Origin of the sequence: Pseudomonas marginalis, assembly GCF_008692035.1 — a bacterium.
GTDB lineage: Bacteria > Pseudomonadota > Gammaproteobacteria > Pseudomonadales > Pseudomonadaceae > Aquipseudomonas > Aquipseudomonas marginalis.
In genome coordinates, this window is sequence record NZ_VTFG01000001.1 from 90,192 (window position 1) to 107,379 (window position 17,188).

Sequence of the window (17,188 nt, forward strand, 5' to 3'; positions counted from 1 at the left end):
CCAGGTTGGATCAGGAGACCGCACGCATGGACAAAGTCCTCATCATCACCGGGGGAAGCCGTGGTATCGGCGCCGAGACGGCATTGCTGGCTGCCCGCGAGGGCTATCGCCTCTGCATCAACTATCGCTCCGATGAAAAAGCCGCCCACAGCGTGCTCGAGCAGGTTCGCGGCCTCGGTGCCCAGGCGATTGCGGTGCGCGCGGATGTCAGTATCGAAGATGAAGTGATTGCGCTGTTTCATCGTGTGGACGCCGAACTGGGCCGGGTCACCGCGTTGGTGAACAATGCCGGCACCGTGGGCCACAAGTCGCGGGTGGATGAGATGTCCGAGTTCCGCATCCTGAACATTCTCAAGACCAATGTGCTCGGTCCGATCCTGTGCGCCAAACACGCGGTGCTGCGGATGTCGCCCAAGCATGGCGGGCAGGGAGGCAGTATCGTCAACGTGTCGTCGGTGGCCGCACGCCTGGGTTCGCCGGGTGAATACGTCGACTACGCCGCATCCAAGGGCGCACTCGACACCTTCACCCTGGGCCTGTCCAAAGAAGTGGCGGGCGAGGGCATCCGCGTCAATGCGGTGCGCCCCGGCTACATCTTCACCGACTTCCATGCCCTGAGCGGCGACCCGGACCGGGTCAGCAAGCTCGAATCCGGTATTCCCATGGCCCGTGGCGGGCGGCCGGATGAAGTGGCGGAAGCGATTATCTGGCTGCTGTCGGACAAGGCTTCGTATGCCACGGGGACTTTTCTGGATTTGGGTGGCGGTCGCTAGCTCATGCAGTGCCTGCACCGGCGCCATCGGGGGTAAGCCCCCTCCCACACTGAGCGTATTCACAGCCCAAAATGTGGGAGGGGGCTTGCCCCCGATGGCGTCAGAAAGCGCAACGCCATCACTCAAAACGACCGCACAATCCGCCCCAACGTCTCCATCGCCTTCTCCGAGGTCTCGGTCCACGGGCTGCCGTAGTTCAGGCGAATACAGTTGCGAAAGCGCTGGGTCGCCGAAAAGATCGGCCCCGGCGCAATGCTGATGCCTTGCGCCAGGGCCATCTGGAACAACTTCAACGAATCGGTCTGCTCCGGCAATTCCAACCACAGGAAATACCCGCCGGCCGGCTGGCTCACCCGTGTCTGCGCCGGGAAGTAGCGGGCGATCGCCGCCAGCATGGCGCTTTGCTGTTCTTCCAGGGCATAACGCAGTTTGCGTAAATGCCGGTCATAGCCGCCGTGTTGCAGGTAGTCGGCAATCGCCGCTTGCGCCGGCATCGAGGGGCACAGCGAGGTCATCAGCTTCAAGCGCTCGACCTTCTGGGCGTAGCGCCCGGCCGCCACCCAGCCGACGCGATAGCCCGGCGCCAGGCTCTTGGCGAAGGAGCCGCAGTGCATCACCAGGCCTTCGGTGTCGAAGGCCTTGGCCGGCTTGGGTGCCTGCTGCCCGTAGTACAACTCGGCGTACACGTCGTCCTCGATCAACGGCACCTGATGGCTGCGCAATAACTCGACCAGCGCCTGCTTCTTTGCTTCCGGCAATGTCGCGCCCATGGGGTTCTGGAAGCTGGTCATGGTCCAGCAGGCCTTGATCGGGTAGCGCTCCAGGGTTTGCGCCAGGGCACCCAGGTCGATGCCGTTGCGCGGGTGCACGGGGATTTCCACCGCCTTGAGCTTCAGGCGTTCCAGCACTTGCAGGCAGGCGTAGAACGCCGGGGCCTCGATCGCCACCAGGTCGCCCGGTTCGGTGACCGCCTGCAGGCACAGGTTCAACGCTTCCAGGGCGCCGTTGGTGATCAGCAGCTCCTCCATGGGCAGCATCAGGCCGCCGACCATATAGCGCAGGGCAATCTGCCGACGCAGTTGCGGGTTGCCCGGCGACATGTCGGTGACCACCAGGCGCGGGTCCATCTCGCGGCTGGCGCTGGCCAGGGAGCGGGCCAGGCGCGGCAGCGGGAACAGCATGGGGCTGGGGAAGGCCGAGCCGAAGGGCACGGTGTTGGGGTCTTTGATCGAATCGAGTACCGAGAACACCAGTTCGCTGACATCGACTTCGGTGGACTCATGCACCTGCTCGCTCACCACCGGTTCGGAGAACGGGCTGGGTGCATGGGTGTTGACGAAATAGCCGGAGCGCGGCCGTGCCCGGATCAGCCCGCGACGCTCCAACAGGTAGTAGGCCTGGAACACCGTGGACGGGCTGACGCCATAGGTCTGGCTGGCATAGCGCACCGACGGCACACGCTGGCCGGGGCCGAGCACGCCGGAGCGGATCAGTTCTGCGATGTCGTCGGCGAATTTTTCGTAGCGTTTCATGTTGGCCTTAAACAAATAAATAATATGAGTGCAGCCCCTCTCACATTTGATCTGCATCATTTTCGACAGCGAGGTCTCAGCGGTTCAGTGGTGCCACAAAGCGACTGTCGGCGGCGCTGTAGATCCACGGCTCGTCCACATCCGAAACCTTGAAGCGCACTGTCTGCGAGCTGCTCGCCGGCTTGTCGGCCAGCAACGCCACCGACACCGGCACATCGACGATTTCCCCCGGTGCCAGGCTGATCTCGGTCTTGCCTTGCAGTTGGAAACCCTGCGCATCCAGCAGCTCCACCCGATATTCCTGGCGCTGCTGTGTCTTGTTGATGACCTTGAGGCTGTAGATGTTTTCGATCTGGCCCTGGGCGTTCTCGCGGAACATGCCACGGTCCTTGGTCACGTCCAGCGATACCATCGGCCGCTCCAGCAGTGCCACCACCAACGCCGCAATCATCACCAGCAGCACCGCACTGTAGCCGATCAGGCGCGGCCTGAGCAGGTGGGTCTTGCCGCCTTGCAGTTGATGCTCGGAGGTGTAGCTCACCAAGCCCCGCGCATAGCCCATCTTGTCCATGATCGAATCGCAGGCGTCGATGCACGCCGCACAGCCGATGCATTCCATTTGCAGGCCGTCGCGGATGTCGATGCCGGTGGGGCAGACCTGCACGCACAGCTGGCAGTCAATACAGTCGCCCAGGCCGACAGCGGCCGGCGTGACCTCGCGTTTACGCGGGCCGCGATGTTCGCCACGGGCGCTATCGTAGGAAATGGTCAGGGTGTCTTTATCGAACATCACGCTCTGGAACCGCGCATACGGACACATGTGCATGCACACCGCTTCACGCAGCCAGCCGGCGTTGATGTAGGTGGCTGCGGTAAAAAACAGCACCCAGAACAGACTCACGCCGCCCATTTGCCAGGTCAGCAGTTCGGCGGCCAGGGGGCGGATCGGCGTGAAGTAGCCGACAAAGGTCAGCCCGGTGAGCACGCTGATGCCCAGCCACAACGTGTGTTTGGCCGAGCGTCGCGCGAGTTTGTTCAGGCTCCAGGGCGCCGCTTGCAGCTTGATACGCTGGTTGCGCTCGCCCTCGGTGACCTTTTCGCACCACATGAACAGCCAGGTAAACGAGCTTTGCGGACAGGTGTAGCCACACCACACGCGGCCGGCGAACACCGTAATCGCAAACAGGCCGAAGGCACAGATGATCAGCAAAGCCGATAACAGGATGAAATCCTGGGGCCAAAAGGTGGCGCCGAAAATATGGAATTTGCTTTCGGCCAAGTCCCACAGCACGGCTTGCCGCCCACCCCAGTTCAGCCACACCGTGCCGAAGAACGCCAGGAACAGAAAGCCCGCGCCAACCACGCGCAAGGTGCGGAACAGGCCGGTGAAACTGCGGGTATGGATCAGGTTATCGCTGGATTTGGCCTTCACCTTCTTTGGGTGCATCGGCTCAAAGGTTTCCACGGTTGGGATTCGTTCGCTCATGGTCGTTCGCTCATCAGCCTCCATCAGGCCGATGAACTATGCGCGCCGGTCTGTTTGCGTAACAGACTCAGGTATGGCGATAAAAAGCGGATCAGATGGGCTTTGGCCAGGGGCCTGCGTCAATGTGCTGCACCCCATGGCGCGTGAGGTGCAGGCAGATCTGGCGCGTGCTGATACAGATCAATTAAATCAGCGAACCAGGTTCTTCAGCCTTTACATGTTGGCGCCCATCATGGGCACCTGCCACCGTCAGGGCGTCGGCCTCGGCCTCGGTGATATAGATCCGCTCGGCCGCCAGTTCCACGTACGACATGGATTTGTCGGTGTCGGTAACGATATGGACGCGGGTCGCCGGCACGCTCTGTTCCTGGCCATTGTCATCGAGCATGAAGTAGCACAGTTGGTTTTCGATACGCAGGGGCATGCCGGTCTCCTTTTTCATGGGGTATGAAGGTTAGGGGGCAGCAAGGTGTGTGGGTTCAAGGCAACTGACTGGCGGTCGCCGCTGTCCATCCTTTATCCATAAATAAAGGACAGCATCCATGGACGCCTGGTGGCACGAAGTGTGGCAAACCCTGCAGGCCGAATTCGCCGACCTTGGCGACGCGAAACAGCTCACTCAAATCACTGTTCGCCTGCTGATCGCAGCGCTGTTGGGCGGCATCCTCGGGTTTGAGCGCGAGCACAAGGGCAAGGCTGCCGGTGTGCGCACCCATATGCTGGTGGCAATGGGCGCCGCATTGTTTGTGCTGGTACCGCAGATGTCTGGCAATCAGGCGGATGCCATGAGTCGTGTGGTCCAGGGGGTGATCGCGGGGATTGGTTTCCTCGGCGCAGGGACGATCCTCAAGGGCAAGGAAGACGAAGAGGGCCAGCACGTCAAAGGCCTGACCACCGCTGCCGGGTTATGGATGACCGCCGCCATTGGGGTGGCGGCGGGAATGGGCCGCGAGTCGACGGCGGTGTTGAGTACGCTGTTGGCATTGGCGGTGTTCAGCGTGATGCCCAGGATTGTCAAATCATTGGAAAAGGAGCCCTGATTAAAAGGAAATCTTCGCTACTTGAGTGGACGAATTACCCGCGTTGGGATTGGCGGTGTCAGGTCCCCGGGAGGCGTGACCAATGCCTGAGGGCGAACGTAGGGCGTCGAGGTTATTCTTCGTCAACAAGCCGCCGAGATCAGAGAAGGACTTGGCTGTTGAGTCAATGTTGGAAAACTTTTGCTGGAGGTTGTCCAGGGCGATGTCGTTTGCGAGGAGGGTGTTCAGCACACCATCGCTTCCATCGGCGTCAATTAATCTTGTCAAATTATTCAGGGCCTGCAGTTCCAATAGATTTATCTGGTGCTTTGTTACCGCGTTCTTGGCCGAGCTCAGGCTTGGGGCAAGTTGGTCTTTTCCGAGTTTATGCCCGATGGTTTCAAGGACTTGTGCGTTAGCTTGAGCGTTAGCGCCCTGCAACATTGAGCGGAGATTGGCTGGGCTCAATGTCGAACGGGTCAGATCAATAATTTCACGGGATTCCTTAGAGTGGGGGTTGCGCATGATCCGATTGAGGTTGGTGGGGGTCAGTAAGGCGTTAACGTCGTTCAGGCTGCTGTGCGCCTGTGTTGCGTCCAGTGAGGGTGCCAGGGGGGTGGATGCACTTGCCGGGTAAGACGACGGTTGTGGGGCGCGGTCTGGTTGAGGAAGTTGAGAAAGAGGCGAAGTGTGCTGGGGGGAGATGATTGACATAAGTATCCTCGCGATCAGATGAATTGTCGTAACGCTACGTCCCTGGATATCGGACGAAGCGTTTACGCGAGGTGAGTATAAAAACCAATGGAGTAACGTTCTTTCAGCCGTAGTTTCCAGATTGTGCAGGAAGCTTCTGTTTTGTTTGTGGTCCGCTCGCGGGGGGACAGCTTTTTTTGTCGAGCGAACCTCAAGCCTCATCGAGTCTTTCAGACAATTACCGGTGGCATGGTCGTCGGCGGTTCTTCCACGGGGGGCGGTTCATTTTCCGGCGGTTCCTTCTCGGGAATGGGTTGCGGTTCTGTAGGCGGCAGGGTCGGGTTGTCGATATTCGGGTCCGGGGTTTCAGCCGGGATCGGGATATTCATCGGTGTGGCCTCCTTTGTGCTTTGCTCTAGCGGTGGACATCCACCGGGGCCAATTGATTCCCCGCCCAATGGCGGAACATCCAGCTGAACTTTTAACCTTGGCCCAGGCTCGGACCTATAGCGGCCCTGCTCAGGGAGAGCGCTGCCGTATCGGAATTCGGATCAAGCAAAGAGCGTCCACAGGGCGTAAGGGGAAGATGCTCGATGACTGCTGAAACACTGGCTCCAGAAGACTCCATATTGCCGCTGTCCCAGGCGCTGTTGCTGCCCAGGATCGCGATTGAAAGCACTTCACCCGTGATCGACGGCGGCGAATTTGCCGTGAAGGCCGTGGTGGGCCAGCGGGTCAACGTCACCAGCAAGGTATTCGCCGATGGCCACGACAAGCTGGCCGTATTGATCCGTTGGCGCCCGCTGCATGACGAAAGCTGGCACAGCGTGGTCATGAACGACGTGGGCAACAATGGCTGGGAAGGGGCGTTTACCGTCACCGTCCAGGGCCCTCACGAATACTGCATCGAGGCCTGGATCGATACCTTCGCCAGCTTCTGCTATGAACTGCGCAAAAAACATGAAGCCGGCGTGCCGGTCAGCCTGGAGTTGCAGGAAGGCCGCAGCCTGGTGCTGCAGGCCGCGGAGCGCAGCGACAACGAACTACGCGACCGCCTGATGCTGTTGCACCACGAACTCTCCGGTTTGCTGGAAACCGAGCAGGTCGCGCTGTTTTTGCACGAAGACAGTGCACACCTGATGACCCAGGCCGACCACCGCGCCTACTTGAGCATCAGCACCGTCTACCCGATTGATGTGGAGCGCGAGGCGGCGCAGTTTGCCAGTTGGTACGAGCTGTTTCCCCGTTCGATCACCGACGATCCGGCCCGCCACGGTACCTTCAACGACGTGCACTCGCGCTTGTCGATGATCCATGACATGGGGTTCGACGTGCTGTACTTCCCGCCGATCCACCCGATCGGGCGCAGCCACCGCAAAGGCAAGAACAATTCCCTGACCGCAGGCCCCGACGATCCGGGCAGCCCCTATGCCATCGGCAGCGAGGAGGGCGGCCACGAGGCCATCCACCCGCAGTTGGGCAGCCGTGATGACTTCCGGCGCCTGGTCAAGGCCGCCGCCGAGCATGGCCTGGAGATCGCCCTGGATTTCGCCATCCAGTGCTCCCAGGACCACCCGTGGCTCAAAGAGCACCCGGGCTGGTTCAACTGGCGCCCGGACGGCACGATCAAATATGCCGAGAACCCGCCGAAGAAGTACCAGGACATCGTCAACGTCGACTTCTATGCCGCGGATGCGATCCCGGGCCTGTGGACCGAGCTGCGTGACATCGTGGTGGGCTGGGTGGAAGAAGGCGTGAAGACCTTTCGCGTCGACAATCCCCACACCAAGCCGCTGCCCTTTTGGCAGTGGCTGATCGCCGATGTACGGGCAAAGTATCCCGAGGTGATCTTCCTCGCCGAAGCCTTCACCACCCCGGCGATGATGGCGCGCCTGGGCAAGGTCGGTTACTCCCAGAGCTATACCTACTTCACTTGGCGCAATACCAAGGCCGAACTGGCCGAATACCTGGCGCAATTGAACGAGTCGCCGTGGCGCGAATGCTACCGGCCGAATTTTTTCGTCAACACACCGGATATCAACCCAGGTTTCCTGCATGAATCCGGGCGTCCGGGCTTTTTGATCCGCGCCGCGCTGGCCACCATGGGTTCGGGCCTGTGGGGCATGTATTCGGGGTTTGAGCTGTGTGAAGCGGCACCGGTGCCGGGCAAAGAGGAATACCTGGACTCGGAGAAATACGAGATTCGTCCTCGGGACTTCACCGCACCCGGCAATATCATCGCCGAGATCGCCCAGCTCAACCGCATCCGCCGCCAAAACCCGGCCTTGCAGACCCACCTGGGGCTGAAGCTCTACAACGCCTGGAACGACAATATCCTGTACTTCGGCAAGCGCAGCGAGGATGGCAGCAACTTCATTCTCGTAGCGGTCAACCTCGATCCGTTCAATGCCCAGGAGGCCCACTTCGAGTTGCCGTTGTGGGAATTGGGCCTGCCGGACGATGCGCACACCCAGGGTGAAGACCTGATGAACGGCCATCGCTGGACCTGGTATGGCAAGACCCAGTGGACGCGGCTGGAGCCGCAGATGCCGTTCGGGATCTGGCGCATCAGCACCTCCTGAGCCTGGTGAAGATCAACATGTGGGAGGGGGCTTGCCCCCTCCCACATTGACCCGGTTCAGTCTGCACGATTTTTCGAGTATTTCAGGAGTTTCCAATGGCGAAGAAACCCAAGGCTGCCACCTTCATCAAAGACCCGCTCTGGTACAAGGACGCGGTGATCTACCAGGTTCACGTCAAATCCTATTTCGACTCCAACAACGACGGCATCGGTGACTTTCCCGGCCTGATCGCCAAGCTCGACTACATCGCCGACCTGGGTGTCAACACCATCTGGCTGCTGCCGTTCTACCCCTCGCCACGCCGCGATGACGGCTATGACATTGCCGAATACCGGGGCGTGCACAGCGACTACGGAACCATGGCCGATGCCCGGCGCTTTATCGCCGAAGCCCACAAGCGCGGGTTGCGGGTCATCACTGAGCTGGTGATCAACCACACCTCCGATCAGCACCCGTGGTTCCAGAGGGCACGCAAGGCCAAGCCGGGCTCGGCGGCGCGGGACTTCTACGTGTGGTCCGATGACGATCAGAAATACGACGGCACCCGCATCATTTTCCTCGACACCGAAAAGTCCAACTGGACCTGGGACCCGGTCGCCGGCCAGTACTTCTGGCACCGCTTCTATTCCCACCAGCCGGACCTCAATTTCGACAACCCGCAGGTGATGAAAGCCGTGCTGTCGGTGATGCGCTACTGGCTGGACATGGGCATCGACGGCCTGCGCCTGGACGCCATCCCTTACCTGATCGAGCGCGATGGCACCAACAACGAAAACCTGCCGGAAACCCACGACGTCCTCAAGCAGATCCGCGCCGAGATCGACGCCCATTACCCCGACCGCATGCTGCTTGCCGAGGCCAACCAATGGCCGGAAGACACGCAACTGTATTTCGGCGACCGCAAGGGCGATGACGGCGATGAGTGCCACATGGCGTTCCACTTCCCGCTGATGCCGCGCATGTACATGGCGCTGGCCCAGGAGGATCGCTTCCCGATCACCGATATCCTGCGCCAGACCCCGGAGATCCCCGCCAACTGCCAATGGGCGATCTTCCTGCGCAACCACGATGAACTGACCCTGGAAATGGTCACCGATAAAGAGCGCGACTACCTGTGGAACTACTACGCCGCTGACCGCCGCGCACGCATCAACCTGGGCATTCGCCGGCGCCTCGCGCCCTTGATGGAGCGTGATCGCCGCCGTGTGGAGTTGCTCAACAGCCTGCTGCTGTCGATGCCTGGCACGCCGACCCTGTATTACGGCGACGAAATCGGCATGGGCGACAATATCTACCTCGGCGACCGTGATGGCGTGCGCACGCCGATGCAATGGTCCATTGACCGCAACGGCGGTTTCTCCCGCGCCGACCCGGCCAGCCTGGTGCTGCCACCGATCATGGATCCGCAATACGGCTACCTGTCGGTCAACGTCGAAACCCAGGCCCAGGACCCGCACTCACTGTTGAACTGGACCCGCCGCATGCTGGCGGTGCGCAAGCAGTCCAAGGCGTTTGGGCGCGGCAGCCTGAAAATGCTCTCCCCAAGCAATCGCCGCATCCTGGCGTATACCCGCGAATTCACCGGCGAAGACGGGCGCAACGAAATCATCCTGTGTGTGGCCAACGTCTCGCGCAGCGCCCAGGCGGCTGAGCTGGACCTGTCGGCCTTTGCCGGCATGGTTCCGGTGGAGATGCTCGGCGGCAATGCGTTCCCGCCCATCGGCCAACTGAATTTCCTGCTGACCCTGGCGCCGTATGGCTTCTATTGGTTCGTGCTGGCGGCGGAAAACCAGATGCCCAGCTGGCACGTGGAGCCGGCGCAAAGCATGCCGGACTTCACCACCCTGGTGCTGAAAAAACGCATGGAAGAGCTGCTCGACGAACCGTGCCGCACCACCCTCGAACAGACCTCGCTGCCCGCCTGGCTGCCCAAGCGCCGTTGGTTTGCCGGCAAGGACACCGCCATCGACAGCGTGCGCATCGCCTACGGTGTGCGCTTTGGCGACCCGCAGCACCCGGTCTTGCTCAGCGAGCTGGAAGTGACCGCCGGTGGCCAGGTCAGCCGTTATCAGCTGCCGTTCGGTTTTCTTGGCGAAGATCAGTTCACCAGCGCCTTGCCGCAACAGTTGGCCCTGGCCCGCGTACGGCGGGTGCGTCAGGTGGGCCTGGTGACAGACGCCTTCAGCCTGGAGCACTTTATTCGCGCGGTGATCCAAGGTCTGCAGGCCGGTACCGTGTTAAACGGCAGCGACGGCGACCTGCGTTTTGAAGCCACGCCACACTTGGACACGCTGCAACTGACGGACGAGTCGCCGGTGCGTTACTTGTCTGCCGAGCAGTCCAACAGCTCGGTGGTGGTGGGCGAGAGCCTGGTGCTCAAGCTGATCCGCAAAGTCAGCGCCGGGGTGCACCCCGAGCTGGAAATGAGCGCCTACCTGACGCAGGCGGGTTATCCGAATATCTCGCCGCTGATGGGCTCGGTGATTCGCCATGATGGCGCCGGCCAGGACAACCTGCTGATGATCGCCCAGGGCTACTTGAGCAACCAGGGTGACGCATGGAGCTGGACCCAGAACAACCTGGAACGTGCCATTCGCGATGAACTGGCCGAGGCCATCTCCGAACAGGAACAGCATTACAACGCACTGGGCGAGCTGGCGGACTTCGCCGGGCTGCTCGGCCAGCGCCTGGGTGAAATGCACGGGGTGCTGGGGGCCAAAACGACCAATAAGGACTTCAAGCCCGAACCGACCAGCGCCAAGGATACCCAAGCCTGGGCCAAGGACGTTGGTGCGCAGATCGACCGTGCATTGCAATTGCTCAAGCTGCATCAAAGCCAATTGAACCCTGCCGATCAGGCGCTGGTCAGTGAATTGCTGGCGCAGAAAAAAGCCATCGGCGCGCATGTCCAGGCGCTGGCGAAAGCCACCTTGGGCGGGCTGCGCATTCGCGTCCACGGTGACTTGCACCTGGGCCAGGTGCTGGTGGTGAAGGGCGATGCCTACCTGATCGACTTTGAAGGCGAACCGGCGCGGCCGCTGCATGAACGGCGCGGCAAGCACAGCCCGTATAAAGATGTGAGCGGCGTGTTGCGCTCCTTTGACTACGCGGCGGCCATGGCCTTGAACGTACAAGGGGTGGATCACTCGCCCGCAGCGGACCAGGCGCGCAGGCGCGTGACCGATCGCTACCTGAAAGAGGCCCGCCAGGCATTTATCCAGGCTTATCAGGCCGCTGCGTCTACACTGGCGCATGACTGGCAGGATGCCAAGGGCCAGGACGCCGCGCTGACGTTGTTCAGCCTGGAGAAGGCCGCGTATGAGGTAGCGTACGAAGCGGAAAACCGCCCGACCTGGTTGCCGGTGCCCCTGCAGGGCTTGCACGGGTTGTTGAGCGGGATTACATCTAAATCGAACACTGCACGCGGTGGGGAGACGTCATGAGCTTTACGAATAAAGAACCGCTGCAACCGAAGTTGACAGCCATGCCGGCGTCCAAGGACGTCGAAGCGCTGGTGCGCGCCGAGCACCACGACCCGTTTTCCATTCTCGGGCCACACGATGACGAGCAGGGCGGCCAATTTATCCGCGCGTTCCTGCCGGAAGCCTTGAGTGTCCAGGTGCTGAGCCGCGATGGCGGTGAACAGATCGGCAGCCTGGATGCGACCCAGGTGCCGGGCCTGTTCGTCGGGCAGTTCAACACCCGCCAGGCGTACTTGCTGAAAATCCAGTGGGCCGGTGGCGAGCAGATCACCGAAGACCCTTACAGCTTCCAGCAACTGTTGCTGGGGGAGATGGACCTGTACCTGTTCGCCGAAGGCAACCACCGTGACCTCAGCAGTTGCCTGGGGGCCCAGGTGACCAGCGTCGATGGCGTAGACGGCGTGCGTTTTGCCGTGTGGGCACCGAATGCGCGGCGGGTTTCGGTGGTGGGAGACTTCAATATCTGGGACGGCCGCCGCCACCCGATGCGCCTGCGGCATCCGTCGGGCGTGTGGGAGATCTTCATTCCACGCCTGCAACCTGGCGCCGCCTACAAGTACGAAATCCTCGGTGCCCACGGGATTCTGCCGCTCAAGGCCGACCCGATGGCGCTGGCGACCCAGTTGCCACCCGATACCGCCTCGAAAGTCGCCGCGCCGTTGCAGGTGGACTGGCAGGACCACGAGTGGATGCAAGCGCGGGTCGAGCGCCAGAAGGCCACGGCGCCGCTGTCGATCTATGAGCTGCACGTGGGCTCCTGGCAGTGCGAGCTGGACGAGGCCGGCGAAGTGGCGCGCCAATACACCTGGCGCGAGCTGGCGGAGCGGTTGGTGCCGTATGTGCAGCAACTGGGCTTCACCCACGTTGAATTGATGCCGATCATGGAACACCCGTTCGGCGGTTCGTGGGGTTACCAGGCGCTTTCACAGTTCGCACCGACGGCGCGTTTTGGCTCGCCGGAGGACTTCGCCTATTTTATCAACGCGCTCCATCAGGCCGATATCGGCGTGATCCTCGACTGGGTGCCGGCGCATTTCCCTACCGACACCCATGGCCTGGCGCAATTCGACGGCACTGCGTTGTATGAATACGCCAACCCGCTGGAAGGCTTCCACCAGGACTGGGACACGCTGATCTACAACCTGGGCCGCACTGAGGTCCACGGCTTCATGCTGGCCTCGGCGCTGCATTGGCTCAAACACTTCCACATTGACGGGCTGCGGGTGGATGCGGTGGCGTCGATGCTGTACCGCGACTATTCGCGCAAGGCCGGCGAATGGGTGCCCAACCGCCATGGCGGGCGCGAGAACCTGGAAGCCATCGACTTCCTGCGCCATTTGAACGACGTGGTTGCACTGGAAGCGCCCGGCGCCCTGGTGATCGCCGAAGAGTCCACCGCCTGGCCCGGCGTCAGCCAGCCCACCCAACAGGGCGGCCTGGGCTTCAACTACAAGTGGAACATGGGCTGGATGCACGATTCTTTGCATTACATCCAGCAGGATCCGGTCTATCGCGCCCATCACCATAACGAGTTGAGCTTCGGCCTGGTGTATGCGTGGTCCGAGCGCTTCATCCTGCCGATTTCCCACGATGAAGTGGTGCACGGCAAGCACTCTCTGATCGACAAGATGCCCGGCGACCGTTGGCAGAAGTTTGCCAACCTGCGCGCCTACCTGGCGTTCATGTGGATGCATCCGGGCAAGAAGCTGCTGTTCATGGGCTGCGAATTCGGCCAGTGGCGCGAGTGGAACCACGACCAGCAACTGGACTGGTACTTGCTGCAGTACGCCGAGCACAAAGGCGTGCAAAAGCTGGTGGGTGACTTGAATCGCCTGTATCGCGAAGAGCCGGCCCTGCACGAGCAGGATGATGCGCCTCAGGGTTTCCAGTGGCTGATCGGCGACGACGCGATCAACAGCGTCTACGCCTGGCTGCGCTGGAGCAAGGACGGCAAGCCGGTGCTGGTGGTGGCCAATTTCACCCCGGTGCCCCGTGAGGCCTACAAGGTGGGCGTACCGTTTGGTGGGCGTTGGAGCGAGGTGATCAACAGTGACGCCGATACCTACGCGGGTTCCAATTACGGCAATGGCGGTGGCGTGTTCACCGAGGATGAGCCACGCCATGGGCAACCGGTGTCACTGTCGTTGAACCTGCCGCCGTTGGGGGTGCTGATTTTGCGGCCTGACGGGAGTTAAAGGCTCTACCCTGCTGGATTCAGTTGTCCACGCTGGTGGCAGGGCGCCACAATGGCGCCTTTGTCATGGCAGTCGAATCAGGCGAATTTCATGAATGGCCTTGGGCATGGGCGGGACCAGGATTGCTTTATAGAGGCACAGGTGCGAACCGACCGTTTGCACCAGTTGTTTCGCCAGTCATTTGCAGCCATTTTCGGCAGCTACATGGCAGCCGCCATGCTCTGCTGGCTGTGCTGGGAGCGCTTCGATCACACGTTGATGCTGGTGTGGCTGGTGGTGTTGGGCGCGTCGTCGCTGCTGCGGGTCAAGATGTTCCTGGACTGGTTCCGCTGCCCCAACAGCGAACGCACCCCGGACCGCTGGGAGCGCCGCTACTGGGTCACGCTGGTACTGTCCGCGGGCATTTGGGGGGCTGGGGCACTCGCGCTGATGCCCCCCGATGATCGGTTGTCCCAGGCGCTGGTGATGCTGTTCACCGTGGGGATGTCGGTCAGTGCGGTGTCGTGTTATTCGGCCTATCGCTATATGACCCTGGTGTCCATCGGCCTGGTGTTGCTGCCGTGCACCCTGTGGCTGTTGTTCCAGCCCACATCGATGCAAGTGGGCATCGGCATCGCGGTCCTGGTGTTTTCCACGTTTGTGGCCAGTGCCACGCGCAAATTGTCCGATGCACTGGAGAAAGCCTTTCGCCTGACCCGGCAAATGGAACGGGCCCATAACATCTCGACCCGTGCCGCACAGACCGATGAGCTGACCGGCCTGATGAACCGCCGGGCGTTTTTCGAACATGCGCAATTGCTGTATGCGCAATGCCGTCATAACCAGCAGCCGCTGTGCGTGCTGATGATGGACATGGACCACTTCAAGCAAATCAACGACACCTATGGGCACCAGGCCGGCGATCAGGTCTTGCGCCAGATTGGCGGGGTGATCAGTGCGTCGTTCCGCAAGGCCGATGTGTATGGTCGCTTGGGCGGCGAAGAGTTTGCCGTGTTGTTGCCCAATACGTCGTTGGACACCGCGCGCACTATTGCCGAGGACCTGATCAAGGCTATCGCCGGTTTGGCCGCCGAGCCGGTCAAGGGGCTGTCAGCCAGCCTTGGGGTGGCGTTCACCCATGCCGTGGACGAGGACCTGCACGGCCTGATGAACAGCGCCGACAAAGCGCTGTACCGGGCCAAGGCATTGGGCCGCAACCAGGTGGCCGTGGCGGAGTAGGGCGCGGCTCAGTCCTTGTGCATGGCCTTGATCAATACCCGCGAAACCTGCTCGGCAGAGTAAGGCTTGGGCAGGAACTCGAAGCCGTCATAGCCATTGTCTGCCAGCTCTTCGCTGTAGCCCGAGGTCAGTATCACCGGCAGGTCCGCTCGACGCTGGCGCAACAGCTTGGCCATGGCGACCCCGGTGATGCCGGGCATGACCACGTCGGAGAAGATCACATCGAAGGCCCTCCCATCGTGCCCGGCAAGGGTCAGGGCCTGTTCGGCATCGGTCACCCAGGTGGCCTGGTAGCCCAGGTCTTGAAGAATCTGGCTGGCAAACCGCCCGATCTCCAGATTGTCCTCCACAATCAGCACCCGGCACTGTGATGTGTCGTGGGACGAAGCCGGCGCTTCCTCGCAGGGGAGTGGCAGTGCTGCTTCGGCTTCGACCTGGGGCAGATACAAGGTGAATACGCTGCCTTGGCCGGGCGTGCTGGTCACATCGATATTGCCCCCCGACTGCTTGGCGAAGCCGAAGACCTGCGACAGGCCCAGGCCGGTGCCTTTACCCACCGCCTTGGTGGTGAAGAACGGCTCGAAAATGCGTTCGACGGTGTCTTCGGGAATGCCGGGGCCGGTATCGGCGAGCGAAATGGCGACATACGCCTTACCCGACCCGGCGTCGCCGCGAATATGGGGCAACGGCTGTGCCCCGAGGACTTTCAGGGTCAGGGTGCCCTGGCCCTCCATTGCGTCCCGTGCATTGAGGGCGATGTTGATCAGTGCGGTTTCAAACTGGCTGGCATCGATCCGCGCAAAACACGGCTGCGAAGGCATCTCGACACGTACATGAATGCGCGCGCCTGTGACGCTCTCCAGCATCTCGCCGATGTTCTGAACGCGCTGGCCCACGTCGAAGACTTCCGGGTTCAGCGGTTGGCGGCGGGCAAAGGCGAGCAATTGGCTGGTCAACTTGCTGGCCCGCTCTACGGTATCCGCCACTGCGCCCATATAGCGCTGGCGACGCTGCTCCGACAGGTCTGGCTGACGCAGGAAGTCCACCGATGAGCGGATGATCGTCAGCAGGTTGTTGAAGTCATGGGCCACGCCGCCGGTGAGTTGGCCGATGGCTTCGAGTTTCTGCGACTGGCGCAGCGCGGCTTCGGCCTTGGCCAGCGCCAGGGTGCGTTCTTCGACGCGCTGTTCGAGAGTGGTGTTCAGTTCGGCATAGGCCGCCAGGCCCTTGCGCACATCGGCATCGGCACGCACGCGCTCGATATGCGCCCAGGAGCGCTCGGTGACTTCCCGCAACAGGGCCAGGTCGTAGGGTGACCAGGGGCGTGGGCTTTTGTCATGGACGGCCATCAGGGCGGTCAGGCGACCGTTCTTGATCAGCGGCATGCAGATCGTCGCCGTCACCCCCAGGGCCTGGAAGGTGGCGGACTCTGCGGGCGGCAACTCGCGCAGATTGTCGTGGATCACCAGGGGGTCGCCGGCGCGCAGGCATTTGACGGCCATCTCGCCGAACGCCGCCAGGCTGTAGCGGCCAATGATGCTGGGCGAGCCGGGCGCGGTCCAATTGTCTCGAATGGTAAAGCCGTCTTCATCGGCGTCCATGTCGGCGTAGGCGCAATTGCTCACCTGCAGGTGCTCGGCCAGCAACCGGGTGGTGCTGGTCATGATGGCTTCGGCATCGACGGCGTTGACCACCGCGTTGCCGATGGCGTCCAGCACCGCCAGGCGGCGTGCCAGGAACACCGTGGCGGTGGTCTCGGTGACGGTGTCGAGCATGCCGACCACCTTGCCTTGGGGATCGCGGATCGGGCTGTAGCAGAAGGTGAAGTACGCCTGCTCCCGCCTCGGGCCGCGTTCAATCACCAGGGGGAAGTTTTCGATATAGGTGGCGTGGCCCTCGAAGGCGGCGTTGGCGATGTGGCTGACGTCATCCCACACCTCGGCCCACACTTCGTTGAACGGGCGCCCCAACGCGTAGGGCTTGCTGCCCAGGATCGGGATAAACGCATCGTTGTAGAGCGTGATCAGTTGCGGGCCCCAGACAATCGCCTGGGGAAAGCTGGAGGCGAAGCACAGCGCCACGGTGGTCTTTAACACGTCCGGCCACTGTTCCAGCGGTCCTAGGGGCGTACTGGCCCAATCATGCTGACGTACTTGCTCAGCCATGTCGCTGCTGCTTTGCAGCCAATTCATCATTGGGAGAACACCT

General features: G+C 61.6%; 12 protein-coding genes. 6 read left to right on the forward strand and 6 right to left on the reverse strand.

The features are described 5' to 3' along the window. Window positions 1–26 precede the first annotated feature (26 nt). The gene (locus FX984_RS00380) at window positions 27–773 is read left to right on the forward strand and encodes an SDR family oxidoreductase (RefSeq protein WP_146477960.1); all 747 of its coding nucleotides are present in this window, start codon (window positions 27–29) and stop codon (window positions 771–773) included. A gap of 122 nt (window positions 774–895) precedes the next feature. Here the strand turns inward: FX984_RS00380 and mapR are convergent, their stop codons facing one another. From mapR to FX984_RS00395, 3 genes are all read right to left on the reverse strand, one after another. Continuing rightward, window positions 896–2,305 (reverse strand): GntR family transcriptional regulator MpaR, encoded by a 1,410-nt coding sequence (mapR, locus tag FX984_RS00385; RefSeq protein WP_146477962.1) that lies wholly within the window; start codon window positions 2,303–2,305, stop codon window positions 896–898. A gap of 76 nt (window positions 2,306–2,381) precedes the next feature. Then, the gene (gene ccoG, locus FX984_RS00390) at window positions 2,382–3,791 is read right to left on the reverse strand and encodes a cytochrome c oxidase accessory protein CcoG (RefSeq protein WP_092357859.1); all 1,410 of its coding nucleotides are present in this window, start codon (window positions 3,789–3,791) and stop codon (window positions 2,382–2,384) included. 184 nt (window positions 3,792–3,975) lie between these two features. Next, window positions 3,976–4,215, reverse strand: coding sequence for a DUF3203 family protein (locus FX984_RS00395; protein WP_027606388.1), 240 nt, complete (start codon window positions 4,213–4,215; stop codon window positions 3,976–3,978). Between the two features lie 118 nt (window positions 4,216–4,333). On the opposite strand from FX984_RS00395, the gene FX984_RS00400 reads away from it, so the two are divergent. Then, the gene (locus FX984_RS00400) at window positions 4,334–4,831 is read left to right on the forward strand and encodes an MgtC/SapB family protein (RefSeq protein WP_027606387.1); all 498 of its coding nucleotides are present in this window, start codon (window positions 4,334–4,336) and stop codon (window positions 4,829–4,831) included. Here the strand turns inward: FX984_RS00400 and FX984_RS00405 are convergent, their stop codons facing one another. Continuing rightward, window positions 4,832–5,524, reverse strand: a complete 693-nt coding sequence (locus FX984_RS00405; protein ID WP_141543038.1) for a hypothetical protein — start codon at window positions 5,522–5,524, stop codon at window positions 4,832–4,834. It lies immediately after the preceding gene. A 209-nt stretch (window positions 5,525–5,733) separates the two neighbouring features. Next, window positions 5,734–5,892 (reverse strand): hypothetical protein, encoded by a 159-nt coding sequence (locus FX984_RS32355; protein ID WP_166655319.1) that lies wholly within the window; start codon window positions 5,890–5,892, stop codon window positions 5,734–5,736. A 204-nt stretch (window positions 5,893–6,096) separates the two neighbouring features. Here FX984_RS32355 and FX984_RS00410 point away from each other — a divergent pair, with 204 nt between their 5' ends. The 4 genes from FX984_RS00410 to FX984_RS00425 all read left to right on the forward strand — a co-directional run bounded on the left by FX984_RS00410 (window position 6,097) and on the right by FX984_RS00425 (window position 14,980). Next, window positions 6,097–8,085 carry an alpha-1,4-glucan--maltose-1-phosphate maltosyltransferase gene (locus tag FX984_RS00410; RefSeq protein ID WP_027606385.1) on the forward strand — a complete coding sequence of 663 codons (1,989 nt, stop codon included), beginning with the start codon at window positions 6,097–6,099 and terminating at the stop codon, window positions 8,083–8,085. A gap of 95 nt (window positions 8,086–8,180) precedes the next feature. Further along, complete coding sequence (gene treS, locus FX984_RS00415) at window positions 8,181–11,528, forward strand: maltose alpha-D-glucosyltransferase (protein ID WP_098479668.1); 3,348 nt, start codon at window positions 8,181–8,183, stop codon at window positions 11,526–11,528. Next, window positions 11,525–13,762 carry a 1,4-alpha-glucan branching protein GlgB gene (gene glgB / locus FX984_RS00420; RefSeq protein WP_065927837.1) on the forward strand — a complete coding sequence of 746 codons (2,238 nt, stop codon included), beginning with the start codon at window positions 11,525–11,527 and terminating at the stop codon, window positions 13,760–13,762. Before treS ends, glgB begins: the two co-directional genes overlap by 4 nt. Before the next feature lie 51 nt (window positions 13,763–13,813). After that, complete coding sequence (locus tag FX984_RS00425) at window positions 13,814–14,980, forward strand: GGDEF domain-containing protein (protein WP_027606382.1); 1,167 nt, start codon at window positions 13,814–13,816, stop codon at window positions 14,978–14,980. A gap of 8 nt (window positions 14,981–14,988) precedes the next feature. Here FX984_RS00425 and FX984_RS00430 read toward each other — a convergent pair whose 3' ends face one another. Further along, window positions 14,989–17,175, reverse strand: coding sequence for a hybrid sensor histidine kinase/response regulator (locus tag FX984_RS00430; RefSeq protein WP_146477963.1), 2,187 nt, complete (start codon window positions 17,173–17,175; stop codon window positions 14,989–14,991). Window positions 17,176–17,188 lie beyond the last annotated feature (13 nt).

Excerpts from the sequence above, each read along its gene's own strand:
- FX984_RS00380 (WP_146477960.1), top strand. The coding sequence starts at position 27 with ATGGACAAAGTCCTCATCATCACCGGGGGAAGCCGTGGTATCGGCGCC.
- mapR (WP_146477962.1), bottom strand. The coding sequence starts at position 2,305 with ATGAAACGCTACGAAAAATTCGCCGACGACATCGCAGAACTGATCCGC.
- ccoG (WP_092357859.1), bottom strand. The coding sequence starts at position 3,791 with ATGAGCGAACGAATCCCAACCGTGGAAACCTTTGAGCCGATGCACCCA.
- FX984_RS00395 (WP_027606388.1), bottom strand. The coding sequence starts at position 4,215 with ATGCCCCTGCGTATCGAAAACCAACTGTGCTACTTCATGCTCGATGAC.
- FX984_RS00400 (WP_027606387.1), top strand. The coding sequence starts at position 4,334 with ATGGACGCCTGGTGGCACGAAGTGTGGCAAACCCTGCAGGCCGAATTC.
- FX984_RS00405 (WP_141543038.1), bottom strand. The coding sequence starts at position 5,524 with ATGTCAATCATCTCCCCCCAGCACACTTCGCCTCTTTCTCAACTTCCT.
- FX984_RS32355 (WP_166655319.1), bottom strand. The coding sequence starts at position 5,892 with ATGAATATCCCGATCCCGGCTGAAACCCCGGACCCGAATATCGACAAC.
- FX984_RS00410 (WP_027606385.1), top strand. The coding sequence starts at position 6,097 with ATGACTGCTGAAACACTGGCTCCAGAAGACTCCATATTGCCGCTGTCC.
- treS (WP_098479668.1), top strand. The coding sequence starts at position 8,181 with ATGGCGAAGAAACCCAAGGCTGCCACCTTCATCAAAGACCCGCTCTGG.
- glgB (WP_065927837.1), top strand. The coding sequence starts at position 11,525 with ATGAGCTTTACGAATAAAGAACCGCTGCAACCGAAGTTGACAGCCATG.
- FX984_RS00425 (WP_027606382.1), top strand. The coding sequence starts at position 13,814 with ATGGCGCCTTTGTCATGGCAGTCGAATCAGGCGAATTTCATGAATGGC.
- FX984_RS00430 (WP_146477963.1), bottom strand. The coding sequence starts at position 17,175 with ATGATGAATTGGCTGCAAAGCAGCAGCGACATGGCTGAGCAAGTACGT.